Source organism: Pseudomonas phytophila (genome assembly GCF_025643095.1).
GTDB lineage: Bacteria > Pseudomonadota > Gammaproteobacteria > Pseudomonadales > Pseudomonadaceae > Aquipseudomonas > Aquipseudomonas quasicaspiana.
Map to the genome: position 1 here is coordinate 2,956,614 of NZ_CP081201.1, position 23,014 is coordinate 2,979,627.

Consider the following 23,014-nt stretch of genomic DNA (forward strand, 5'->3'; position numbering starts at 1 on the left):
GATCACGAAGGTGCTCTTTGAGCTCCTCTGGCAGGTCGTAATCTCTGTTGGAGCGAGGCTTGCCCGCGAATCAGGCGATGAGGTAGCTCAGTTACTCCGCGTTATCCTCTTCGCGGGCAAGCCTCGCTCCAACAGGAAACGCAATTTACTATTCAGTCCAGCTTCGCAGGATCGTGCAACGAACCGCGCTGATCGGGCAAACCATGCCGCCCCAGGCGGCAGTACAATTTCAGGGCGCTGAAGCTGCAGGCAGGCATGCAGCGATGGATACACGACGCTTATTGCAGTAGACCTCATCAAGGTGCATCGACATAATGTCGGCCGCTGTTTGCCTATAACAATTCCTTCCCGCTTTGATTGCCCGGTCGACGAGCGATCAGCGCCAAGTCATATCAGCTTGACCATACCTTTTAAAAACCAGATCGGTGTTCATCCGTCTGGCGCTTCGCTATTGGAGTTCGAATGCTGTTACCCATTCTGCTGCTGTCGGCCGCAGGCTTTACTGTGCTGACGACCGAATTTGTCATTGTTGGCTTGCTGCCGGGGATCGCCCGGGACCTTGAGGTGAGCATCCCGCAAGCCGGGTTGCTGGTGACGTTGTTCGCCTTTACGGTGGCCTGTTTCGGTCCATTTCTGACGGCGTATTTCGCGCGCTTTGAACGCAAGAAGCTCTTCGTCACCGTGATGGTGTTGTTTGCACTTGCCAATACCCTTGCAGCGCTAAGCCCCAATATCGCTGTAATGGGGATCGCACGACTTATACCTGCACTCGGGTTGCCAGTGTTCTGGGCGTTGGCCAGCGAGACTGCGGTCGATCTGGTTGGACCTGAGCATGCAGGGCGGGCCATGGCGAAAATCACCTTTGGTATCGTCTGCGCCACGGTGTTTGGCATCCCGGTGGGCACGCTGGTCGCCGATGCCGTGGGCTGGCGTATGGCGTTCGGCATGCTCGCGGTGCTGGCACTGGCCAAAGCGTTGCTGCTGTTTGTGTACCTGCCGACCATTCACGTCAACCGGCAGGACGTCTCGTTGCGCGAGCAAATGAAAGTTCTGCGCAGCCCGGTCCTGCAAGGCCACGTGTTGCTGTCCGTATTAGTGTTCTCCGGGATGTTCACGGCCTACACCTACCTTGCCGACATCCTCGAACGGCTGGCCGGTTTCAACGGCACCGTAGTGGGTTGGTGCCTAATGGCGTTTGGCGCCGTGGGCCTGATCGGCAACTCACTGGGCGGGCGAGCGGTGGACAAGCATCCGCTGATGGCCTCGATTGTGTTCTGCGCGTTCATGGTGGCGGGCATGGTCGCTTTGATCCCGAGCATTCATTCGCCGGTTTTTCTGGCGATGGCTTTGGCGACCTGGGGGATTACTCAGGCGGCGTTGTTCCTGGTCAGCCATGTGCGGGTTATGAAAGCCGCTGAAGGCGCAACAGCTTTTGGCGCGTCACTGAACATTTCGGGTGCCAATCTGGGCATCGGCCTGGGCGCGATAGTGGGCGGCCGAATGATTGATTCGTTCGGCCTGCAGAGTCTTGGCTACGCCGCCGCAGGCTTTGTCGGGCTTTCCATTCTGCTCGCTGTTCTGTTGATGGGGCGGCCGGTTTCACAGCCGCTGCCGGAGTAAATCGCAAAGGCCTCCACACCCTTGGTCGGCCCTCAGTAGATATCGCGCAACGGCGATAGCAACCGAACCTGCGCACCGCTAGAATCGCCGCCTGAATGAGCTTCGCCACTGCTGCTGGCGAAGTATTGCCTGTTTGGGGAATGTGATGGCGGTAGCCCGCGCGAAGTTTACTGAAGGGCTTATAGCACGCCATATCCTGGTGATGACCAGCACCGGCGCCCTGAGCCTGTTCGCAGTGTTTCTGGTAGACATCCTGACGCTGGTCTATGTCTCCATGCTTCACCAGCCCTTGCTGCTGGCCGCGGTCGGCATCGCCAAGGTGTTGATCTTTCTCAACAGTGCTTTGGCCAACGGTTTGATTATCGCGGCTGCGACGGTGTTGTCCGAGCGTATCGGGCATCGTGCGACCAAGGCTGTCTCGCGCTTCACTGCCAGCCTGATGTTGATGGTGCTTTGCGTGTGTGGTCTGTCAGCTGCCTTGCAACTGGCGTTGATCGTTCCGGTGACTCATCTGTTAGGTGCGGATGCTGCGACCTATGAAGCAGCACGGGTGTTTATCTGGCTGACGTTGCCGTTCAGTGTGCTGCAGTCGTTGATGCAGATGACGGCGCAAATCCTGCGCACGGCCGGGGATAGTCGTCGGGCGCTGTGGGTGGTGCTGTCGGGTGCTGCCACACTGGCTATTGCTGATCCATTACTGATTTTCGTCTTTGGTCTGGGGCTGGAAGGCGCAGGCCTTTCCTATGCCTTGTCCGCGTTAATGTCTGCCTGCCTGGGGCTTTATTGGGTACGTCGCCATGTCGGGCTGACGATGTCCATCAAGCTCAAACTGCTGCGCATGCATGTCAGGCGCACGTTCAGGGTTGCCTTGCCTGCGATGGTGGGCAATTTGGCGACCCCGGTGGGGGTGGCGTATCTTGTCTCGAGCGTGGCCACTTTCGGCACCTCGGCCCTGGCGGCAATGGCGGTCCTTGATCGGGTCTTGCAGTTTTCCTACTGCGCTTTTTTTGCCTTGCCAAGTGCATTGGCACCGGTGCTGGGACAGAATATCGGCGCTCATCTGGATCAGCGGACCCATTCGGCAATTGCCTTTACCCGCAAACTGGTCATTGTCTATGGTCTGCTTGTCTGGGGATTGTTGCTGTTGACAAGCGGGCCTGTTGCGGACTTCTACGACCTGGAAGGTGAAGGCCGAGTGCTGTTTCTTGCGTTCTGCCAGTTTGGCGGTGGTTTGTGGGTGCTCATTGGCCTGGATTTCGTCTCGATTGCGGTGTTCGTGACAATGCACCGGCCATGGCTGGTCGCTGTGTTTGCCTGGCTTCGGTCAACGGTCGGTACAGTGCCGTTCATATTCGCGGGCACGCACCTGTTCGGAAGCAGCGGGTTGATGCCGGGTACGTTTACCGGTAATGCGTTGATCGCATTGATGTCGACCTGGGTCGCGTCCATCACCGCCAAGCGATTCTTTATACGTCGGGCGCAGCCAGCGAGCGCCGGGAAAATTTGAATGCAGTTGTTATCGGATTTTTATGTCAGTTGACGAATCAGGGAATGAATCAGGCGAAGAGCTTTCGCCGAAGCGTCGCCGGGCCCCCAAAGGGGAGATGCGCAGAACTGCGTTGCTGGACGCGGCCACGGTTATTTTTGCTCGTGACGGCTACAGCAGCGCGTCGATGCGCGATGTTGCGTCGCTTGCCGGTATCACCACTGTAGGCTTGCTGCATCACTTCCCGAATAAAGAGGCGTTGCTGGCTGCACTGCTGGAGCGCCGTGATCAACGGGTGACTTCGAGGTTTCGCGATCTCACGACCGAACTGACACTGACCGGCTTTCTCAAGTTCTTGAGGTTGAGCATGGGGTTCAGTATCGAGGACGCTGCCGAATGTCAGGCGTCAATGGTGATGAACACCGAAAGCCTGTCTGACGCACACCCGGCGTGTGCCTGGCACAAGGAACGCTTTCATCTTACCCACGATCATGCTCGCGGTCATTTGACGGCGTTGATAGAGGCTGGGGAAATTCGCGCGGACATTGACATCAAGGCCATGGCCCAGGAGATTTTCTCGGTCATGGATGGCTTGCAGATTCAGTGGCTGAGAAGCCCTGAAGAGGTGGACGTGATGGCGGTGTTCGACATCTATTTGCGGCGCTTGGGGAAGGACATTCAGGCTCATCCCTGAGCCTGAATGCTGACGCTTAGTAGGTCTGTGCGGCGTTAACCTGCACGGCCTTGCGCAGCGGCAATGGCAGTGGGTTGCTGTCGCGGGTGGTCAGGTGTTCCGGGAACAGCGTGGTCAAAGTGCGGTTCAGGGTCAGGTTCTCTGAGTCGGAACCCACGAGAATCTTGAACTTGCCTGCATCCACATCCCAGCTCGCGGTCTTGTCGACGTAGTAGGCCAGGGAGCGCGAGTCAATCGGGATGCTGACGGTCTTGCTCTCGCCCGGTTGCAGGTACACCTTGGTGAAGCCTTTGAGTTCTTTCTCCGGACGATCAACCGCAGGTTTCACCGGTTGCACATACAGCTGCGCCACTTCGAAGCCAGCCTTGTCGCCGGTGTTGGTCAGCGTGAACTTCACGTCGATGGTAGCGCCAGGACTCAGCACGTTGGTCGACAGTTTCAGATCGCTATAACCGAACGTGGTGTACGACAGACCGTAGCCAAACGGGTAGAGCGGTTTTGCGTGTTTCTTGTCATAACCGCGATAGCCCATGTACAGGCCTTCGCTGTAGGTCATCTCGGTCAGGGCATTGTTGCCACGGTAAGCAGCCGGGTCCGGATAGGACGCATAGCTCGGGTTATCTTCTATTTTCTTGTCGATGGTGATCGGCAGTTTGCCCGATGGGTTGACCTTGCCATACAGGATCTCGGCCAGTGCCTGACCGCCTTGCTGACCCGGGAACCAGGCTTGCAGGGTAGCGCCGACTTTGTTTGCCCAAGGCTGCATGTCTGCAACACCGCCGCCGTGCATCACCACGATGGTGTTGGGGTTGGCGCGGGTCACAAAGCTGATCAGCTCAGCCTGTTGGTCGGGCAGTTCGAAACCGTGGTCGGAACCTTCGCCTTCATGCTCGTAGTTGGAGCCAGTGGCGACGACTACCGCGTCGTATTTCGACAGATCCTTGGGCGGACGCAGGGAAGCCCAGCTCATCTGTACGCCAGTAACACCGCCCAGTGCCGGGATGAAGTTGCCCTGTACGCGCTGGTATTCGAGTTTCACGGAGTAGGACTTGCCTGCCACCAGCGCGGCAGTTTTGCCAGAGGTGGTCATGGCGTTCACGACGTCGGCGGAGTACGGCACGCCGTCGCTCTGCAACACCAGCTCGTCGTTGACCCACAGTTTGTAAGGACCGTCTGCACGCACTTTGAACACGTGAGCGCCGGAAACCGTCGGCTTGATGTTCGCCGTAAAACGAGCCGAGAACGCACCCGCTGAAGGGCTGAAACCGGATACAGCGGTGGTGCCTGCGTTGGTTTCGTTGGTGCCGGTGGTCCAGTTGAGGTTCACACCCGGCTCGACGCGGGTCACGCTCGGGCTGCCCGAAAAGCTGGTGTTGGAGAAGTACTCGGCTTTCACGCCAGAGTTGTTCACACCGTTGCTACCCGTGGCAGGCTGATACCAGGCTGCGGATTTCGGGTTAAGGCTCAGCTCGGACAGATAAGTGACATTCGAGCTGCTCGACGCCAGTTGCTGCAAGCCGCTTAGCTCGGTGACGTAGCTGTTGGGCGGCGAGTTGGCCGTGCCGAATGGCGATGCCGGTGCTTCGTGTGCCCAGTCGCCGATCACTGCGATTTTGGCAGTCTTGGCCAGTGGCAGCAGCGGTTTGCCTTCCGTGGTGTTTTCGTTGCGCAACAGCACGATGGATTCACGCGCGGTGTTCAATGCTGCGCGTGCGCCGTACTCCGGATGGTCCAGCGTCTTCGCAGTGTTGAGGTTTTCCTGGAAGTCGTAGCTGACGATGGCGCGCAGGTTGCGCTTGACCTTGTCATCGATGACGTTCTGGGTCAGCTGACCGCTCCAGAGATACGGCAGCAGGTTGGCTTCGGTAAATTGCAGACCCGACGGCATGTCGATATCGGTCCCTGCCCAGGCACCCTTGAACGCATCGTGAATGGCGTTGAAGTCACTGATTACAGTGCCCTGATAGCCCCATTCGCCTTTGAGCACTTCAGTGATCAGGTGGTGGTTTTCGCAGGCGTAGTCACCGTTGATTTTGTTAAAGCCGCACATGATCGAGGCGACGTTCGAGTTTTTCACCATCGACTCGAAGCCTGGCAGATACAGCTCGCGCAGGGTGCGTTCGTCAGCGATGACGTTGACCGCCTGACGATTGGCTTCCTGTTCGTTGGCCAGGTAGTGCTTGCCGCTGGCCTGGATGCCCTGCGCCTGGATGGCGTTGACCACTGCAGGAGCCAGAACCGCACCGAGGAATGGATCTTCACCGCTCATGTACTCGGCAGAACGACCGTTGTAGGGCGTGCGGTACAGGTTGACGCCCGGTGACAGCATTTGCTGGCCGCCCGAGATGCGGGTTTCGTAGGCGATGGCCAGGCCGAACTCTTTGGCGCGGTTGATGCTCCAGGTCGCCGCGAGGGCAGACTGTGACGGGTACTGCGCACCAAAAGTGGCGTTGTTGACGTGCACGCCCATGGACGAGTCATACGCCGTGGTGCCCTTGATGCCCCACTTGAGCAGCGGCGGAATCATGTGTCCGTCGTTGACGCGAGTGAAGTTGATCTTCTCGGACTGGTTCATGTTGTCGAGGATTGAGCTGACACGGGCTTCAACCTCGTTGCCGGTGGCTGGCGTCACCGCTGCGAGTGCCATGTTGGCTTGCAGAATGCCGAAAGTCAGCAGGCTCAGGCCGAGGGTGTGTTTGAAGGCTGACAAGGCGGGCGTCCTTTTTGCGTAGGCAATCGACTGATAGTTGGAAGGGGTCATGGACGTTGCGCCTGCGCTGGAGCGTCATCGGTGACCACCGGTGCGTCGAGCACGGCGGACGGGCCTTTTGCCGATGCTGTGCTGACATTGGCAACGCCAGTCAGTTGGTCGCGCTTGGCCTCGACCTGAACGCGAACCTGTTCTGTGGAAGTTGTAGTGTTGGTTGCAGAACCAGAGTCTGCCGCCAGGGCAGACAAACTATGGGCGCAGAGCAGCACTGCGCTGAAAACAGACAGCATGGGTCTGGTCATCGATTAAATCTCGATTAATGGTGTGGGGAAAATAAATAAACGCGGTTGCGGCGATCAGCCGAACGTTAAGTCCAGCGCCAGGATTAAAAGTTCACTGACGAATAGAATATTTGTCTAAATGTTTTTATTAAATGGTGGCACTTGGCCTTAACCGTTGTTTTTTCCTGTTTTCCCGCGCTTTTGCCGGCTGTTAATAACGGTTTTAACGTGATTTATTGGTGAAAAATGCTAAAAAATATGGGTTTTATTGATTTAAATAGCGGTTAAAAACTGATTTATCAGTTAAAAATTGCTATTTAGTAAACCTAATTGCAGTTAGGTTTAGTGGTCTGGTAAGCTTTGCTCACTGTGGAAAGTTGGTGTTTTTACTGGTGAGTTTCTTCTGTTTAATGTTTTTTAATAAACAGGTTATCGCTGTTTTCAGGCGCTCTATGTGAATTAAAGAGTTGTTTGTCCAGTGGCGATAATTAGTATCTAAAGTCTCGGTTTGCCACGCGGGTATGTGATCGTGCGCATGCGATGTAAAAGTCTGTGCATTATTATGATTTTTGTTTGTGGCAGAAGAGCATCTTCTCTTCGACTTATTCTTCAGATGCCTTCGCTTATGCCGTCCCCCCTTGCTGATTCTCCCCGACTGATAACCGTCGATGACCGATACAGGGTTGACCTCGCGGTATTGACTGCCGTCCGGGCGCTCAATCTTGCAGGCTCCAGAAAGCTTACGTTCGGCCAGATTTACACCCGACTGATTCGCTCCCAGGCACGCGTTCCAACGATCACGGAGTGCGTAGTGGCTGTGGATGTATTGGTAAAGGAGGGGCTGCTGGTGTCGGAGCGGGTGCTGGATGAAGATCCGGCGTTTCCGTACACCCAGCACATCATCAGTGGGCTGACCGAGATTGGCGCAGCCCTGCTGATTTAGGAGAGGTCAACAAAGGAGTGTCAGCGACGGCCTGCGCTGCTCAAGACGTCGTGCAGCTTGTTTCTCAGCTCGATCTCGTTAAACGGCTTTTGTACCACCGCGGAGCCAGTGAGGCCCAACACGTCGGTATCGGCGTAGCCGGTGACAAACAGCACGGGCAGGGTGGGATACTTTTTATGGATCAGGCTGGCCAGCTCGCCACCGGTCATGCCCGGCATTGCGAAATCAGTCAGCACCAGATCAACGCTCGGGTCCAGCATCGACAGCGCCATCGCACCGTCCTTGGCCTGTTTGACCTTGTACTCCATGGACTCGAGCATCTGTACGGTCACGGCCCGAACCTCAGGGTCATCATCTACCAGCAAAATCGTGTGTGAACCACCCACCCGCGCCGGAGCCTGATTCGGATTCTTTTCTTCCGGCAGGACAGCAGGTTTATCCACGCTGGGCAGATAGACCAGAACTCGGGTGCCGACGCCCAGTTCACTTTCAATCATCACGCCGCCGCCTGACTGCTTGGCAAAACCAAACACCTGAGCCAGGCCCAGACCTGAACCCTTGCCGACATCTTTAGTGGTGTAGAACGGCTCGAACGCGCGCAGCAAGGTTTCGGGGCTCATGCCACTGCCCGAGTCACGGATGGCCAGCACCACATATTTGCCGGGCTCCGGGTCCTCGGGACGGACCGCAGGTTGAGTGATTTCCGCGTTGAACGTGGAAAAGCACAGCGACCCACCCATGGACATGGCGTCTCGCGCATTGATCGCGAGATTGAGAATAATCATCTCGGTCTGGGTCGGATCGCCCATGGCGTACCACAGATCACTGGCCAGATCGGTCTCGATCCAGATGCTGCCGCCCAGTGCGCGACCGAGAAGGGTGCCCATGCCGCGAATAGTGTCGTTGAGATTGATCGCTGTGGGTTGCAAGCGTTGGCGTCGAGAGAACGACAGCAATTGGGCAGTGAGTCTGGCACCGCGCTCGCCAGCATCCTTGACGTTCTGCAAGCGCTTGACGGTCTTGTCCAGTGTGCCGCGTTCGATATCCCTGATCGCGAAAGTGGTACTGGTCAGAATCACGGTCAGCAGGTTGTTGAAGTCATGCGCCACACCGGCGGTCAATTGGCCCACCACTTCGAGACGCTGCATTTGTTGCAGGTCGGCTTCGATGCGTTCCCGCTCACTGATCTGCGAACGCAGGCGCTGGTTGGCTGCAGCCAGCTCATCAATGACCGCACGCTCCTCAGTGATGTCGCGAACGGCGGCATACATCAAGCCGTCCTCGGGCACGATGGTCCAGGACAGCCAGCGGTAATCACCTGATTTATGCTTCATCCGGTTGACGAAACGTGTCGATACATTGCCCTGAGCGATGCTTTCCAGCTCGTGGAGAGTGGTGTCGAAGTCTTCCGGATGGATCAACTCCCACAAGCGCATCTGGCTGATTTGTTCATGGGACCAGCCTAATGTCGCCTCCCAGGCCGGGTTGAACGATATCGGGGTCATGTCCAGTTGCAACACGGCCAGCAGCTCTCTGGACAACTCCCAGATTCGATCCCGCTCACGGGTACGCTGCTCAATACGGGCGCCCAGCACCTCGTTCAGTTCAACGAGCTCCCGGGTCGCCTGCTTGCGCTCGGTGATGTCTTGCATGACGCCAGTGATGCGCACACATTGGCCGTCTTCGAACACGGAGCGGCCACTGGAGAACAGCCAGCGTGATCGGCCACCCGGCATCAGCGCGCGGTATTCGATCTGGTAGTCGGATTCCCTGGCGATGGCCGCACTGATCTTTGAGTCCAGGAGCGCGCGATCATCCGGATGGCAGCGCTCCAGAAGAAAAGGCAGGTTGACCACGGTGTTGGGCAGGATTTCATACAAGGCGTTACAGCGCTCATCCCAAAGCATACGGCCGGTGGATGGCTGAATTTCCCAGACGCCCATCATTGCTGCTTCGATGGCGAGTCTGGCCCGCACTTCGACGTCCTGAAGGGCGGTTTCCGCTGCACGGCGCTGAGTCCTTTCGCGTACTTCCGATACCGCTCGCCTGACGGCCTTGGGCAGCATCTTGAAGTTTTGCTTAAGGACGTAATCGACCGCACCCAGGCGCATCATTTCCACGGCCTGTTGCTCGCCGAAAATGCCTGAGAGAAAAATGAAGGGGGTTTCTGGCGCTAGTTGCTGGGCAATTTTCAGGACTTCTGCGCCGGAAGAACCCGGCAGCAGGAAGTCACACAGCACCACATCAAATACCTCCTGGCCCAGCGCCTGGGAGGCACCCTGGTGATTGTGCACCAGGGTCGAGTCAACTTTGATACCACTGGCCTCCAGGGACAAAAGGGTCAATTCCGCATCCTGCGGACTGTCTTCGATGAGGAGGATCTTTAATTCGTTCAGTGGCATTAAGTCTGACTGCGCTTAATCAATTTAGGGTCAGGAACTGGTACGACGCTGAGCTCTGACAGAACCTGGTGGTGGTTCGTTCAGAACGGCCCAGAAAATACCCAGATCGGAGATGGCACTGACGAACTCCTTGAATTCGACAGGCTTGACCACGTATGCGTTAACACCCAGTTCATAGGCGCGTGAAAGGTCCATTTCCTCGCGGGAGGAGGTGAGCATGACTACCGGAATGCTGCGCAAATCATCGGAATGGCGAATGGCGTCCAGTACCTGCAACCCGTCGACCTTGGGCAGTTTCAGGTCCAGAAGCAGGACCGCCGGATTACCGTCCACGCGATCGGCGTAAGCATTGCGGCGGAACAGGTAGTCAAGGGCTTCCGCGCCGTCGCGCAGAACGATCACTTCGTTGGCCAGTTGGCTGCGTTCGAGCGCAACCAGGGTCAGTTCCAGATCGTTGGGGTTGTCTTCAACCAGCAGAATTGGCTTGAGCATTATTTTTCCTTCGTACTCAGACGACTGGGTTCAGGTGTTTTGTAAGGAAGGGTGAAAGAGAACGTTGCTCCTTCGCCCAGAACGCCTTGCGCGTGAACGGTGCCGCCATGGCGCTCGATGATTCGTCGGACATTGGCCAGGCCAATTCCGGTGCCTTCGAACTCTTCCATCCGGTGCAAGCGCTGGAAGACCCCAAACAATTTGTCGGCGTATTGCATATCGAAGCCCACGCCGTTATCACGAACGCTGACGACAACACCTTGAGACTCCTGAACCGCAGTTATTTCAATGACAGCAATGGTTTCATTGCGGGTGTATTTGATTGCGTTGGCGAGCAGGTTGCGCATCGCCAGGTGTAAAAAGGCCGGGTCGGCAATGATGATTGGCAAATTGCCAACCCGCCACTCGATGGTCCGGCCTTCGTAATCGGGCTGCATTTCTCGCTGGATCGATTCGACCATGGCCGTCAGGTTGACCTCTGACTGGCGCATGGCGGAGCGCCCCATCTGAGAGAAACTCAGCAGATTGTCCACCAGCGTACCGGCAAACTTGGCTGATTCGCCGATGGTGTCGAGGAAGCGCTGGCCGCGGTGGGAGAGGTTGACCTCTTCCATGTCCTTGAGTAGTTCGGCATAACCTGCGATATGCCGAAGAGGCGCCCGCAAGTCGTGGGAAACGCTGTAGGAAAATGCTTCTAGTTCTTTATTGCTGCGCTTGAGCTCCATGGCCAGTTGCGCCATTTCTTCGGCTTTGCGTAACACGATGCCAAGAACGGCAAGACGCAGTTCCGCTACTCCTTCCAGCTCGGCGTCTTCCCAGGGAGACGAATATCCTTCGACATTCTGCTTCCACAGCTCGAAGCTCAGGCGGGGGCTCAGTGCGCCGTTTTTATCCACGGCTTTCTCGGGTTTTCCTGCCCAGTGAACAACCCTGGCCTGTTCTGGTTTGAACCAGATCAGGTAGTTCGAATGCAGCTCGGAAATCGACACTGCCAGCACGCCACTCACTGACTTGGCCAGGCCCGGGATTGGTGCGATATCGAGGCTGACGTTGTTGGTATGAAAGACATTGGGTCCGCCACGTTCGGCCAGCCACTCGGCAAGTGCCTGAACATGGCGCTCGGCAGGCGTCTGACCGAACAAGTGGCACTCTTCCTCGGAAACCACGGCTGCGCCGCAGGCACCCACGAACCTGATGAATGTGTCTGACAGGGATTGCAGGCCCTTGAACACGCTGTCTTGGTCGGCCATTGCCGCCAGCATGTGAACGATGTCTTTGCGCAGGCTCAGCATGCGATGGCTACGCAGATGAGCTTCCTTGGTTTCCACTTGCAACGATAAAACCCGGCCAAGCAGCTCGCAGGCTGAGCGTGTCTGGAAACTGACAGGGTGCGGCGTGGGGTTGTGGCAGGAAATCAGGCCCCACAATTTTCCATCAACCACAATCGAGATGGACATGGAGGCACCAGTGCCCATATTGCGCATGTACTGCAAGTGGACCGGGGAAACGCTGCGCAGTGTCGCGTAACTCAGGTCGAGAGGGCGCTGTGTCTTCGGGTTGGTGCCGGGGATGATCGCTGACGGGGTGTAGTTCGAGTCGGCAATAATCCGGATGCGGTTGAGGCAATACAGTTCACGTGCCTGAGCCGGAATATCCGACGCCGGGAAACACAGGCCCAGATAGCTGGGCATGTCCGCGTCAGCCAGCTCGGCATTCACCACACCGTTACCAGCCTCATCGAATCGGTATGAGTTAACACGTCCGAAGCCGGTGATGCGCTTGATAAAACGGACCGAGCGTTCACACAGCTCGTCGACGCTTTCTTCTTCACGCATCTGGCTGATGAACGCACGCACCAGTGGATACAACTTGCCATGCGCCGTTACGGTGTCGCCGGCCGGTTCGAACTCGGCAATCAGCACGCCTTCGTGACGGTGCAACATCATGGCTACGTGTTGCCCGGCACGATCACCTTTGAGAAAGGTGACGTCACCCACGTGGTAAGGCTGCGCCTCATCTTCATCCAGCTCACCCAACTGCCCGACGAATGCCGAGCCATCTTTGACCAGGGAATCAAGGTGGCTGCCCAGCAACACGTCATGATCGAGATTCAGCCACTGGGCAATGTTTTCGCTGATCTGAACGATCGTCATCCCGGGTTCATCAATAACGATGAGAAACCCTTGAGGCTGAATGCTACCCGGCGTGCGAATGGGTTCGCGCGCGCAGTTATCAATGGCAGCCTGCAGAGATGCATGAGTGTCGATCGCGGTCAAAACTTTCCCCTTTGAAGGCTTTTGAGACGGTAGGCACAGGCTCAGGTGATGAGCTGAAGAAGGCCGAATAGCATTCGTCCCGAAAAATCCGATGACACAGTATCAAATTATGACCACTTCATTGCTGTGATTAGTGCTTTGGTAAACGGTTAGAGGCGTTTTTTTTGTTAATACCCCAGTTTTTACATCCATTCGTCTGAATACCCCTGTTCGAATAGCTCCTATAGCATTTTTTTACAGGCTGGTCGCTTTTTTACGTTCCGTCCAGGTGGCACACCTCTATGACTAAATGACCATGAGCGGCTGTTATTCAGGCAATAATGTTCTTCTGAAGCCCGGCCATCACTCAGGGAAGGCGACGATGAATATTCATGCTCACATAGAAGATCTGGAGCACCGTTTGCTCCAACAGGACGTGCGTGCTGACGAGGCAACCGTACTGGCCTTGATCGCGGATGACTTCATGGAGTTTAGTGCGAGTGGCAGGGTGTGGACCAAGGACGATGTGATTACGGGTTTAAAGTCCGAGGCCTTTGTTTCGCGGTCCATGAGTGACGTTCAGGTGCGGGCATTGGCGGCTGATGTCGTACTCATCACTTATGTGTGCCAAAGCACAGTGAACTCTTTGCGTAGCTCGATCTGGCGTAAGCATCGGGACATCTGGCAGATGACCTTTCACCAGGGCACGAAGGTTGAATAGCGCCGTTACGCCAGTGCTGACCTGTTGCTAAACAATCCGCAGCCAGGGCCAGCGACATTGATAGCTGGCCGCCTTTTTCAAAAACATTTCGGGATGAGCGTAATTCGGGTTGATTCGCAGAATGCCTTGCTCCAGTTCGGCAAGGCCATGCGGGGCATAGACTTCATGCGTTTCGATATCCAGACCAAGACACGTCGCAGCAACAAGAAATCGGTCAATCCCCTGTCTGGCTGAGTGGAGTTGTGAATAAGGATAGCCAAATCGCTCACTGAACCAGAGATGCACGCGCGCCTGATTCCTGAGCTCGACGTTTACACCCAGATCCTGAAACAGTTGCGCTGCTGCCTTTATGACTTCGTTTTCTGCCTCCCAAGACAGGTCTTCATCAAAGTAAAACACGTCGTAATCATTCACGCCCCACGCAGATGGCTGACCTGATTGTTGATTCCATACCGCCTGAAAAATGCATCCCGCGGTGAGCATGCATTGGCTGAGGCCCAGAGACGGCAGCCGGGTGACTATTTCAGCGTTCAGCGGGTTAGACATCGCGATGTCGATCAGGCGGTTTGCGGTCAGTGTCATGGTATTCCTTACGCTCAATTACAACGATGTCGCTCAATCCCCACCGTTCATACGGCGCGCAATCAGGTAGACCCCCAGGCCGGCCAGGGCCGTTGCAGCTCCGATATACCCGGTGCTCGTCCAGCCGAGCCCGGCGGTGATAGCCATCCCGCCAAACCATGGGCCCAGCGCATTGGCCAGGTTGAACGCGGCATGGTTGGACGCTGCCGCGAGGCTGGGTGCTTCGTGGGCAATGTCCATCAAACGGATTTGCAGTGGCGCCGCCAGCGCGACCATCGTTCCGACAAGTCCGATACCCAGCATGACGCCCCACAACGAGCCCGCTGCGAATGGGAAAAACAGCAGCACTGCCATCGACCAGACCAGTAGCAGGCCCACCGCGCGAAATTGCATGCGGTCGAACAGCTTGCCGCCGACGATGTTGCCAATGATGCCGCCGACCCCGAACGCTGCCAGACCAAAGGGAATCCACTGCGGCGTAACCCGCGTCACCTCCAGCATCGTTGGTGCAAGATAACTGAACACACAGAACATTCCGGAAAAACCAATGGCCCCAATCGCAAGGGCCATCCAGACCTGCGGTTTCTTGAACGCGAGGAGTTCCTTGCGAGGATCGCTGCGCGGTTCATCGCGGCGATCAGGCACGAAGCGCCAGACCAACCCAATCGTGCAGAGCGCGATAGCTCCTACCAGGGCGAACGCAGATCGCCAGCCGAAGAATTGACCGAGAAAAGTAGCGATCGGGTTACCCAGCAACATCGCCAGGGTCAGGCCCATCATTACCCTTGCTACCGCGCCCGCACGTTTATTGGAGGGCACCATGCTCGAAGCCACCACCGCAGCAATGCCGAAATAGGCGCCATGGGGCAGGCCGCTGATAAAACGAAAGGCAATCAGGCTGCCAAATGTCGGAGTAAACGCAGTCGCCAGGTTGCCCAGAGCGTACAGCGCCATCAGCAATAACAGCAGATGTTTGCGGAGCAGTTTGGCGCCCAGAATCGCCAGCAACGGCGCTCCAACCATCACCCCTAGCGCATAGGCACTGATGGCGTGGCCCACTTGCGGTTCGCTCAATTGCAGGTTGTTGGCGATATCGGGCATCAGCCCCATGATCGCGAACTCGCCAGTACCGATAGCAAAGGCGCCAACAGCCATGGCGGCTTCCATTTTGGCTGCGGAGCGCGCGGGCAAAACGTGCCCGGATGGTTGCTGAATAGACATGCGTGTTCAAATCTCAAAAGGTGACAGGAGTTGCATCGCTGATTCCAGGTAAATATCAGCGAGAGGGTCTAGAGCGCTTATTGACGGTAGAGTTCAGCTGATTTCGGCACCGCGGCTGCAACACTCTACGCATGGCTGTTTTTCCCAGCCATGCGTGTAGCTGCAATAAATCCTGCGCAGAAAATAACTACCGCTGCCAGGCAAGCCAACTCACCAGGTCGAAGGCACATCCCAGGCGACCAGTCCGTTGTTACAACGTCCCCACAGGCGCTCCCCGGATGGGCTCCATTGCAGTTGCTCAAACTCCTTGCATCCTGAGGCTTCAGTTCCCAGTGTGATTGAGCGACCGTTTTCCAGGTTCCATAGCACTGCAGAGTTTTTGCCACCGCTGCCGAGGGCCAGCAGGCGGCCGTTGGGCGAACCCACCGCAGTTTTGAGCGAGTCCCGTCCGGGCAAGGTCAGTGAATAGCGCACCTTGCCACTGGCAATGTCGACAACGTGCATACCGGGATTGACCTGCTTCCCTTCATCCAATACAAAGCCGACCGCGACCCATCCACCTTTGACGGAACCAAAAGGCGCAGGGTCCCAGGGTGCCATGCCAGTGGCATCGTTGCGGTCCACATCGCCCAATCGGCGCGGCAACTTCACCACGCGCAACACCTTGCCGGTTTTTCCATCGAGTTCGGCAAGGCCGTAAACGTCTTCGACCCATGTGTTGGGCATGAAGCCGTCCCAGCTTACAGGCTTGATCAGGCTATTGCCGCGCAGGGAACCTTTCATCATGTCCTGACGCGGGGAGGCAAAGCGCAACGTGTAATTCCAGGGCGTACCATCGCCAGCCGGCTGTGCGTTGGCTTGCCAGACATTGAGCGTGTCGCGCCCCCCGCTAAGGCTGTGGTCATAGGGTAACGGCACGCCGTTTCCATCGTGGAAATACTTTATGTAGTCGTCCGGTTTGGTCGTTTTTTCGAAGGCCATGGGGTGCTTGAACAGAGAACCGGTCTTAGCGTCAAAGCGCACAATGAGCCCGCCCGTCGTCAGATACCCCGATTGCCCACTCGCATCGCGCGACAGCTGCCACTGGTGCGACTTTTCCTCCGTCGAGGTCCAAAGTTCCCGCAGCTCACCGGTGGCGTCAGGCGACCAGCGCATTAATGCGCGCGGGTAACTGCGGATGATCAGTACGCTGCCATCGCCCAGGACGATGAAGTTATCCGGGGACTTAATGGACATGACCGCTTTCGCCTCGAGTACCTTCGCTTTGGTGTCCGGCAGGGTGAGCTTCGGCTCGGTTACAAAAGAGACTGGCTTTGGGGGCGCGCGCCATTGCTCCGGGCTCACGCCAAGTTCCACGTTCGCGTTTGGCAGCGTGCTCAATGCATCGAATACCGGGCTGAACACCTCACCTGGCACGATGCTGCGATGCAGGGTTTTCGGCGCTGAGGGGTGAAAAATGTCGAGCTCGGCCAGCTCGCGCATCCGGCCGAAGAACCCGGCGTCGGGATTCGGATACTCATCATTTCGCGTCAAATAGACCACGGTTGCGGGGCGACCCAAAACAGGGTCAAGCTGCATCACGCGGGCAATGACACGACCGCTGCTGCGGCCTGTTGCTCCATACTTATGCTCAGCGCTGCCGACCCAGGATTTATACTGTTCGGTCAGCGGGGCCATGCGCTTGCTGCCTGATTGAAAGCGTATAGTCCGTTCAATAAGGGCAATACGCTCGGGTATCTCTGATTCAGCCAGTGCGCCGTCGCGTACGTCTTGTTGCAGCTTGGGTAGATCGAACTGTCGGACCAGTTCCCGTACAAGATCAGGACGGCGCGTCAACAGCACATTGCCCCATTCTTCCTCCAGTTTGGACAACGGCTCCACACCGGACCGCTCGTCCAGGGGCACCAGGGGTCGCAACGCAGAGATGACTTGCGGCAGTACCTGGTTGAAGGGCAGGGCCACGACGATGTGCACCTCAGCAAGCCTGCGCCCATCTTTCGCCAGCTCCGACGATTGCAAAGCCGATGGAAGCCCTTTGTCGACGTCCTCGGCAGCGCTTGGATGGATTTGCCAGCCCTGGGGTAACGCTGCGGCATTATTCATACCGCTATAACCGATCGCCGCAGCCCATAACGCATACTTCCAGAATCCTGCGCATTTCATGTGTTGTACTTCCCTGGTATTCCGGCGTTGTTGCCAGCTTCGGACACTGCTATTCAGTTAAAAATATATTCGGGTTCGTGAGCAGAAAAATCGGCAGTCAATACGGCAAGCGCTGTCAGGCATCATGCGGAGTGACTTCCTTGATTGGCCAGGACTTAGTTTGTCGGCACGTGGGAAAGTGCCGCAGTCTGGATTATCCTTCGCGATTTGAAATGAGTTTACAAGGACGTCCATGATCCCGATTAATCCCCTGGCCATGATGATCGGTTCCATGATCTTCATCTTTTCCCAGGTTTTTCTCTGGCTGCTAATAGCCGGCCTGCTGGCTTTTCTTATCCCTCGTTACAGACGCTCCATGCTGGCGCGGCCCTGGCTGTTCGGCTTGACGTTCGTAGTGCTGGCGGCCGCCAGCGTGCCCTACGTCAATATCGGGGTTACCCAATGGCTTGACTGGCGCGCACATAACCCGCGCCTGGAGCGTGAAGAGATGCTGGGCGATCTGGTGCTGCCGGCTGGCACGCAGGTCCAGCTGGAAGACGTCAAACCCTTTAACGACCTGAGCGGTACTCCGCGGCCTTACGGCATGCAGAGCCTCAAGCACGCCGACTTCGAACGCACGCCCGGTAACATCATGGGCATACCTGTGCGTTGGCTCGAGCTGTGGCAGGACCATGGTTCGGCGACGGTGGAAATATTGGCGGCTACCGACTTGCAAGGCTGGAGGTGTGAGCCGGGCAAGGTCGAGTTCCGCTTTCCATCCGGCGCTCATTTCAAGTTCTCCGAATGGCGTTTGAACCGCTGCACGCTGGCGCCAGGCAGCAAGCAGGGAGGCATTGTCTGGCCGGGATCGTTGACGGTCTCTTCCGACTCGGGCGATAGCTGGGAGCTGAGGACGGACACGCCGACGCGCCTGCTGGGACTGGAACTGAGATGGCTGAGCATGCTCGTGAACAAGCCTGACGGTGATGTGCTCAAGTGGAGCGGTGAATTGAACAGTGCAGCCGATTTCGGCCCTGTTCACTATCCTGTCGGCGCTCAAGTCAGCAGTTTTCAAGGCTACCTGCTCTTCAGCCCGCCACCTGAAGCACAGGCCCTGGATCGGCTTACGGGAACGCCCATCGAGTCTGATCATTCGGTTATGCAGAGTGCTGATGGGAAGGTTCTGGATGTGCGCCCGAATGGCGAAGTGGGTGTGTGGTTTTATGATGAGATTGTGGTTCCTTGATGGCGAGTCTCATGGCCGTCGAAGGCTTATCAAGTTCAGATCGGTTATGGAGAACGCATAATGTTCGCGACAGGAATTGCGCTATTCGCAGTAGGTTTGGGCACTGGAAATCCTGGTCTATGGATACCGGGCTCTGCCTTGATGGCGGCAGGGTGTTTTAAAACAATCAATTGTTGGGACCGGCGGGAAGGAACATCGGTTAAAGCTTCCGGGCGAGGTCAACCAGACTGAGAGTGGCTGGCGCCAAAAAACATTGGCGCTTGGCTTTTCAGGCGAATTCAGTAAGATTACGTTTTTTGGATCCAATAAGGATCTATCACCTACTCAAGCAAGCCATTGCCAGCAGCGATAGCTCACCCATTCGGGCAAAGTGCTGAAAGGAAGTCCACCAGTATGATGCCCGACGAAGCTTTACGTGTTACCCGCTGGATGCCCTGCCTCTCGATCACTACTGTGATTCTGGGTTCGATATTCGCACTCTATTTGCTGCAAAAGCCTAGCTCCTCCTTCGTCTCATCGTATTTGTTCTCGTTCGCCGTGATGTGGTTCACCAATCTGGTTTCAATGGCGCTGAACGTTATTTACTGGTCTGTCCGCCGAGGACCGAAATGGCTTTCGGTCACGCTGCTGATTCAAGCAGGGGTGTTTTTAGCCCCTTTTGTTGTATCCCTCTTCGGGGATTATTTCTTCGGCTGAGCGGTTGCAATCCGGAACGGGAAGTAGCAGTCACGCTGCCATGAACGCAAAGGCTATGAAGCATCCAGGTTGCTGCAAGTGAAGGCTTTATCTATTGCGGCAATTGACTTTAGTGGCGTGAACCACGCCGCAGCGATGATTCGTTGTTTGGGCAAAGCTAATTGGAAAGGATATACATCGGTATGATATCCCACGGCGTTTTACGTTTTACCCGCTGGATTGCCTGCCTCTCGATCACTACTGTGATTCTGGGTACGATATTCGCACTCTATGTACTGCAATTGCCTAGCTCTGCCTTCGTCCCGTCGTCTCTCTTCTCGTTCGCCGTCATGTGGCTCACCAACCTGATTTCAATGGCGATGAACGCTATTTACTGGTTTGTCCGCCGAGGGCCGAAAGGGCTCTCGGTGACGCTGCTGATTCAAGCAGGGCTAACGGTAGCCGGGTTTCTTGCACTGAGGTATCCGAATTATTTATTCGGCTGACCGGTTTCACTCCGGCTCGGGCGATTAGCAGTCAAGAAACACAGCGTCGTGCGACGGGGATTGATATTGATGAAAAATTTCTGATCCAGGGATCACGTCGCTAAAGAATACCCTTCACGATAATCAGAAAGTCATCAGAGAAAATATGAAATTTTTATCGGTTTTTACGCTGGTTATGGTGGCGATCCTTTCAGGCTGTGACAAAAAATTAGAAGACTTTAACCACCTTCCTGCCTTGTATGGCAGTTCAGACCAGTTGTCAGTTAATAAACAGTTACTGGCGGAGTTTAAAGATAAGAATTTTGTTTGCCGTAGTGAGACGGATTTTTTGCCGAAAGAGTCCACCGCAGCTGCGCAGGCTTTCAGGCAACTCGTGGAGTACGCCTCGCAAGGGGACCAAACCGAAAACTTCTGGAGGGACAAAGAGCATAAAAAAAAGCGTGAGGATTTGCTCGCTGTCGCCATAAAGGAGGGGAGTTGGAAAGCCAAATATCTCGACAGTGTCTGGTCGCTGCGTTATCCGGCCAGCCCCGAAAAAGCTGCCGCAGCGTCAGATACAATCAACGAATTTGTTCAACAGGGTGTACCAATTGTAGTCGCTGGCTATGGAGCCTCTCTTTATGGCCGGGACTACGACGCCATGTACAAGCTGCTTTCTGACGCCGTTGATCGCGGCAGCCCGCAGGCGATGGCATCAGTCGGGGGAAATATCGTCCCGCAGGCGAAAGAGCTTCATCCTGTGGGCAAACAGATGCTTGAGTGCGCGGTAAAACAGGGTTATGCCCCGGCCTACGCGAGTCTGGGGCAGTTGGCCTGGATGGAAGGACGTCGTCTGGATGCCTACCGCTTGTGGGAAAAGGGCGTTAATGAAGGATGTGCGGATTGCAGCGAGAGACTTGAGTACATTGGACGGGTACGACCGGGCTATACGTATGCAACGCCGATGCTGGATTTGGTTCCGGAGCTCGCAGCAATTAACGCATTCTACGAGCACAATCTTTTCTACGAACTGAGTGGGCTCAGGGACTTCGAACGCCCGCTTCCTGAAGCACTCGCCTTTCATCTGGATGACAAAGAACTCCTTAAGTTGCTGGAATTAGAGCAACGTACTCAGCAGTGAACTGATTACCCATTGACAGGGGCGAAAACATATTTTCTGCAGCTGTATCAACGCGCTGCAAATAGCTTCATCCCAACATTCACGAATGTAATCATCGGCCTAATGCAGGCTATGACGATCACATTTAAAGCGATGATGGCTTTTTGTCATTCTCCGGTGGAACCTGGCCGATATATTCCAGTCTGACTGCCAGATCTGTAACTCTCTGACTTCAAGGACGACCCCCGTTATGCCTCCCTCAGCTTTTGATCGTTTCAATAAACTTGCTGCTGTGTGTGTTCTGCTTGGGGCAATACTGGCTCTCCCAGGCTGTGATAATTCCAACTCGACCGGCAACTCTCAGACTCCTGCAACCACTCAGGTGGAATCGGCTCAAGCTGTAGAACAGCAAAAATTCAACCTGTATGTGAAAGCTTATAACCGCTTGCTGGACGACACCTTTGGACTGCTTGGAACTATCAGGTTATACGGTGAGATGAAACTTGATCGCGCCAAGCCGACTGATATGTTCCATGCTCCGTCGGCCGGCAGCTATTACACTGATGCAATCAATGACCTGAAGCAGGGCCGTGATCTTTCTGCCACAGGATCGGAAGATGCGGACGCGGCCGCTGACGCTTTACTGAAAACATTGCCTGTTGTCGTTTCACGCATCAACGAGATCGCGCCTTACTTTAACGGTGGCGCCTATCGAGAGGATAAGCTGGCAAAGGGCAAAGCCCAGGATCCGGCGACTCGAGCAGCGTTCGAGGACGCCATGGAAAGCCTGGGACAGATGGATCAAGCGCTGTCGAGTCATCAACGGCGAGCCCAGGCAGAAGAGGCTGAAGCTCTTCGCAAAGAAGGCAACATGCCGGCTTACTACACGCTCAACAGCCTGATGCTCGGGACCGATATGGTAAATGCCATGAGTCAGAAGGATGTGGCGAAGGCCGACACCATAGTGCCGAATCTGGAGGCTTCACTGGAAGAATTGCGCAAGTCGCTGATCGACTACAAGGATCCTGTGACCAAGAGCAGTATGAGTATTGTGCAAAGTGCGTTGACCAACTCCATCGGTTTCATGCGGCAATATAAAGAGCTTAAACATGACTCTTCTATCAAAGCGATGATGGACTCCTACAACGCAGCAGTGGGGGCGGCAAACAATCTGCGATAGTTCCAGTCCACTGCAGCAGGAGGGCGCGCTTTGATTTTTGGAGTGGCGCTTCTGAATAATGGGCTGGGCGGGGTGCCCTCAGCTCAGCTTCGGTATTCTCATAATAGAACTGCGCTGAAGAGTCTCTTCAGCGCAGTTCATCCACCTTATGCATTTCAGGCGCTGCCGTCGAGGCCATGCATATGAGCAACAACCTGCATAAAGACCCAGGCATCACCTTTTTCGTAGGTCTCCAGCGCTTCGGTGCCGCCGAGAAACGGGTAGGGCTTCGGGATGTAGACCTGATCTTCAGCTAGAGGGCCCAGATGCTGAAATAATTCGGCGACGTGATCCGACCTCAGGACGTGCAGATCGAACCCCGGTTCTTTCAGTATCTCGGTTTCAAACTCTTCGACTGACTCAAAACTTCCATACGACTTTGCTGCGCGCTTGAAAGGGTGCAGGACGATATAGTCCTGGTCGTCCGGGCTGCGAAGGAAGAAATGACCGAGGCTTGAGTAACCGACAACCTCAGTGTGGTCCGGGAAGCTGGGTGCCCATGCACCCAGATCGCTTGAGGGGCGAGCCGAAAAGAGTGTGTAGAGAACTGGTTCGGATGGCTTTCCGAATATTTTAGAGAAAAGTCCCAAGTGGAAACCTCAAGCTGGGCGCATCATCTCAAGAACGCGCCTGTGAATTTTTGTGGTCGTCACTATTGAGAGCCACACTCGATTTAGCGGATTACTTCAGATCTCATGTCTCGCGTGATGACTTTCACAC

The 23,014-nt window shown here is 55.8% G+C and carries 19 protein-coding genes; 10 read left to right on the plus strand and 9 right to left on the minus strand.

The annotated features are described in order from the left end of the window. Positions 1 to 462 precede the first annotated feature (462 nt). The 3 genes from K3169_RS13280 (at position 463) to K3169_RS13290 (ending at position 3,800) form a co-directional block, all read left to right on the plus strand. Positions 463 to 1,620, plus strand: a complete 1,158-nt coding sequence (locus tag K3169_RS13280; protein ID WP_027898978.1) for an MFS transporter — start codon at positions 463 to 465, stop codon at positions 1,618 to 1,620. Between the two features lie 145 nt (positions 1,621 to 1,765). Continuing rightward, entirely contained in the window at positions 1,766 to 3,127 is a 1,362-nt protein-coding gene (locus K3169_RS13285; RefSeq protein ID WP_263271887.1) for an MATE family efflux transporter, read from the plus strand. Between the two features lie 22 nt (positions 3,128 to 3,149). Further along, positions 3,150 to 3,800, plus strand: a complete 651-nt coding sequence (locus K3169_RS13290) for a TetR/AcrR family transcriptional regulator (RefSeq protein ID WP_099268774.1) — start codon at positions 3,150 to 3,152, stop codon at positions 3,798 to 3,800. A gap of 16 nt (positions 3,801 to 3,816) precedes the next feature. Here K3169_RS13290 and K3169_RS13295 read toward each other — a convergent pair whose 3' ends face one another. Further along, entirely contained in the window at positions 3,817 to 6,561 is a 2,745-nt protein-coding gene (locus tag K3169_RS13295; RefSeq protein ID WP_263271889.1) for a beta-glucosidase, read from the minus strand. Further along, a complete protein-coding gene (locus K3169_RS13300; RefSeq protein ID WP_263272281.1) occupies positions 6,558 to 6,800 on the minus strand; it encodes a hypothetical protein in 243 nt (80 codons plus the stop codon). The genes K3169_RS13295 and K3169_RS13300 overlap by 4 nt, the downstream gene beginning before the upstream one ends. 616 nt (positions 6,801 to 7,416) lie before the next feature. On the opposite strand from K3169_RS13300, the gene K3169_RS13305 reads away from it, so the two are divergent. Beyond that, complete coding sequence (locus K3169_RS13305) at positions 7,417 to 7,734, plus strand: hypothetical protein (RefSeq protein ID WP_231674759.1); 318 nt, start codon at positions 7,417 to 7,419, stop codon at positions 7,732 to 7,734. 20 nt (positions 7,735 to 7,754) lie between these two features. On the opposite strand, the gene K3169_RS13310 is transcribed toward K3169_RS13305, so the two are convergent. The 3 genes from K3169_RS13310 to K3169_RS13320 are packed head-to-tail and all read right to left on the minus strand — an operon-like array spanning position 7,755 to position 12,904. Continuing rightward, a complete protein-coding gene (locus K3169_RS13310) occupies positions 7,755 to 10,136 on the minus strand; it encodes a hybrid sensor histidine kinase/response regulator (protein ID WP_122703739.1) in 2,382 nt (793 codons plus the stop codon). Positions 10,137 to 10,166: 30 nt separating this feature from the next. Beyond that, positions 10,167 to 10,628 carry a response regulator gene (locus K3169_RS13315; protein ID WP_027898985.1) on the minus strand — a complete coding sequence of 154 codons (462 nt, stop codon included), beginning with the start codon at positions 10,626 to 10,628 and terminating at the stop codon, positions 10,167 to 10,169. Beyond that, positions 10,628 to 12,904 carry an ATP-binding protein gene (locus tag K3169_RS13320; protein ID WP_122703737.1) on the minus strand — a complete coding sequence of 759 codons (2,277 nt, stop codon included), beginning with the start codon at positions 12,902 to 12,904 and terminating at the stop codon, positions 10,628 to 10,630. The genes K3169_RS13315 and K3169_RS13320 overlap by 1 nt, the downstream gene beginning before the upstream one ends. Before the next feature lie 361 nt (positions 12,905 to 13,265). On the opposite strand from K3169_RS13320, the gene K3169_RS13325 reads away from it, so the two are divergent. Continuing rightward, positions 13,266 to 13,604: a DUF4440 domain-containing protein gene (locus tag K3169_RS13325; RefSeq protein ID WP_027898987.1), complete on the plus strand. Its 339-nt coding sequence runs from the start codon at positions 13,266 to 13,268 to the stop codon at positions 13,602 to 13,604. A gap of 27 nt (positions 13,605 to 13,631) precedes the next feature. Here K3169_RS13325 and K3169_RS13330 read toward each other — a convergent pair whose 3' ends face one another. From K3169_RS13330 to K3169_RS13340, 3 genes are all read right to left on the minus strand, one after another. Then, a complete protein-coding gene (locus K3169_RS13330; RefSeq protein ID WP_027898988.1) occupies positions 13,632 to 14,186 on the minus strand; it encodes a nucleotidyltransferase family protein in 555 nt (184 codons plus the stop codon). Positions 14,187 to 14,219: 33 nt separating this feature from the next. Next, positions 14,220 to 15,407, minus strand: coding sequence for an MFS transporter (locus tag K3169_RS13335; RefSeq protein ID WP_263271892.1), 1,188 nt, complete (start codon positions 15,405 to 15,407; stop codon positions 14,220 to 14,222). A gap of 210 nt (positions 15,408 to 15,617) precedes the next feature. Beyond that, the gene (locus tag K3169_RS13340; protein ID WP_263271894.1) at positions 15,618 to 17,381 is read right to left on the minus strand and encodes a WD40 repeat domain-containing protein; all 1,764 of its coding nucleotides are present in this window, start codon (positions 17,379 to 17,381) and stop codon (positions 15,618 to 15,620) included. Between the two features lie 421 nt (positions 17,382 to 17,802). Here K3169_RS13340 and K3169_RS13345 point away from each other — a divergent pair, with 421 nt between their 5' ends. The 5 genes from K3169_RS13345 to K3169_RS13365 all read left to right on the plus strand — a co-directional run bounded on the left by K3169_RS13345 (position 17,803) and on the right by K3169_RS13365 (position 22,255). Then, complete coding sequence (locus tag K3169_RS13345; protein ID WP_263271896.1) at positions 17,803 to 18,795, plus strand: hypothetical protein; 993 nt, start codon at positions 17,803 to 17,805, stop codon at positions 18,793 to 18,795. A gap of 393 nt (positions 18,796 to 19,188) precedes the next feature. Next, entirely contained in the window at positions 19,189 to 19,491 is a 303-nt protein-coding gene (locus tag K3169_RS13350; protein ID WP_231665975.1) for a hypothetical protein, read from the plus strand. Between the two features lie 182 nt (positions 19,492 to 19,673). Next, positions 19,674 to 19,976 (plus strand): hypothetical protein, encoded by a 303-nt coding sequence (locus K3169_RS13355; protein ID WP_027898995.1) that lies wholly within the window; start codon positions 19,674 to 19,676, stop codon positions 19,974 to 19,976. Positions 19,977 to 20,121: 145 nt separating this feature from the next. Further along, a complete protein-coding gene (locus K3169_RS13360; protein ID WP_263271898.1) occupies positions 20,122 to 21,096 on the plus strand; it encodes a hypothetical protein in 975 nt (324 codons plus the stop codon). Positions 21,097 to 21,325: 229 nt separating this feature from the next. Next, positions 21,326 to 22,255 carry a YiiG family protein gene (locus tag K3169_RS13365; protein WP_263271900.1) on the plus strand — a complete coding sequence of 310 codons (930 nt, stop codon included), beginning with the start codon at positions 21,326 to 21,328 and terminating at the stop codon, positions 22,253 to 22,255. Between the two features lie 155 nt (positions 22,256 to 22,410). Here the strand turns inward: K3169_RS13365 and K3169_RS13370 are convergent, their stop codons facing one another. Continuing rightward, on the minus strand, positions 22,411 to 22,884 hold the full coding sequence (locus tag K3169_RS13370) for a DUF1851 domain-containing protein (RefSeq protein WP_263271902.1): 474 nt from the start codon (positions 22,882 to 22,884) through the stop codon (positions 22,411 to 22,413). Between the last annotated feature and the right edge of the window lie 130 nt (positions 22,885 to 23,014).

What these genes read in the sequence shown, in the direction of transcription:
- K3169_RS13295 (WP_263271889.1), bottom strand. Translation starts at nt 6,561, where the DNA reads ATGACCCCTTCCAACTATCAGTCGATTGCCTACGCAAAAAGGACGCCC.
- K3169_RS13300 (WP_263272281.1), bottom strand. Translation starts at nt 6,800, where the DNA reads ATGCTGTCTGTTTTCAGCGCAGTGCTGCTCTGCGCCCATAGTTTGTCT.
- K3169_RS13325 (WP_027898987.1), top strand. Translation starts at nt 13,266, where the DNA reads ATGAATATTCATGCTCACATAGAAGATCTGGAGCACCGTTTGCTCCAA.
- K3169_RS13355 (WP_027898995.1), top strand. Translation starts at nt 19,674, where the DNA reads ATGATATCCCACGGCGTTTTACGTTTTACCCGCTGGATTGCCTGCCTC.
- K3169_RS13290 (WP_099268774.1), top strand. Translation starts at nt 3,150, where the DNA reads ATGTCAGTTGACGAATCAGGGAATGAATCAGGCGAAGAGCTTTCGCCG.
- K3169_RS13330 (WP_027898988.1), bottom strand. Translation starts at nt 14,186, where the DNA reads ATGACACTGACCGCAAACCGCCTGATCGACATCGCGATGTCTAACCCG.
- K3169_RS13345 (WP_263271896.1), top strand. Translation starts at nt 17,803, where the DNA reads ATGATCCCGATTAATCCCCTGGCCATGATGATCGGTTCCATGATCTTC.
- K3169_RS13305 (WP_231674759.1), top strand. Translation starts at nt 7,417, where the DNA reads ATGCCGTCCCCCCTTGCTGATTCTCCCCGACTGATAACCGTCGATGAC.
- K3169_RS13360 (WP_263271898.1), top strand. Translation starts at nt 20,122, where the DNA reads ATGAAATTTTTATCGGTTTTTACGCTGGTTATGGTGGCGATCCTTTCA.
- K3169_RS13335 (WP_263271892.1), bottom strand. Translation starts at nt 15,407, where the DNA reads ATGTCTATTCAGCAACCATCCGGGCACGTTTTGCCCGCGCGCTCCGCA.
- K3169_RS13285 (WP_263271887.1), top strand. Translation starts at nt 1,766, where the DNA reads ATGGCGGTAGCCCGCGCGAAGTTTACTGAAGGGCTTATAGCACGCCAT.
- K3169_RS13350 (WP_231665975.1), top strand. Translation starts at nt 19,189, where the DNA reads ATGATGCCCGACGAAGCTTTACGTGTTACCCGCTGGATGCCCTGCCTC.
- K3169_RS13280 (WP_027898978.1), top strand. Translation starts at nt 463, where the DNA reads ATGCTGTTACCCATTCTGCTGCTGTCGGCCGCAGGCTTTACTGTGCTG.
- K3169_RS13365 (WP_263271900.1), top strand. Translation starts at nt 21,326, where the DNA reads ATGCCTCCCTCAGCTTTTGATCGTTTCAATAAACTTGCTGCTGTGTGT.
- K3169_RS13315 (WP_027898985.1), bottom strand. Translation starts at nt 10,628, where the DNA reads ATGCTCAAGCCAATTCTGCTGGTTGAAGACAACCCCAACGATCTGGAA.
- K3169_RS13310 (WP_122703739.1), bottom strand. Translation starts at nt 10,136, where the DNA reads ATGCCACTGAACGAATTAAAGATCCTCCTCATCGAAGACAGTCCGCAG.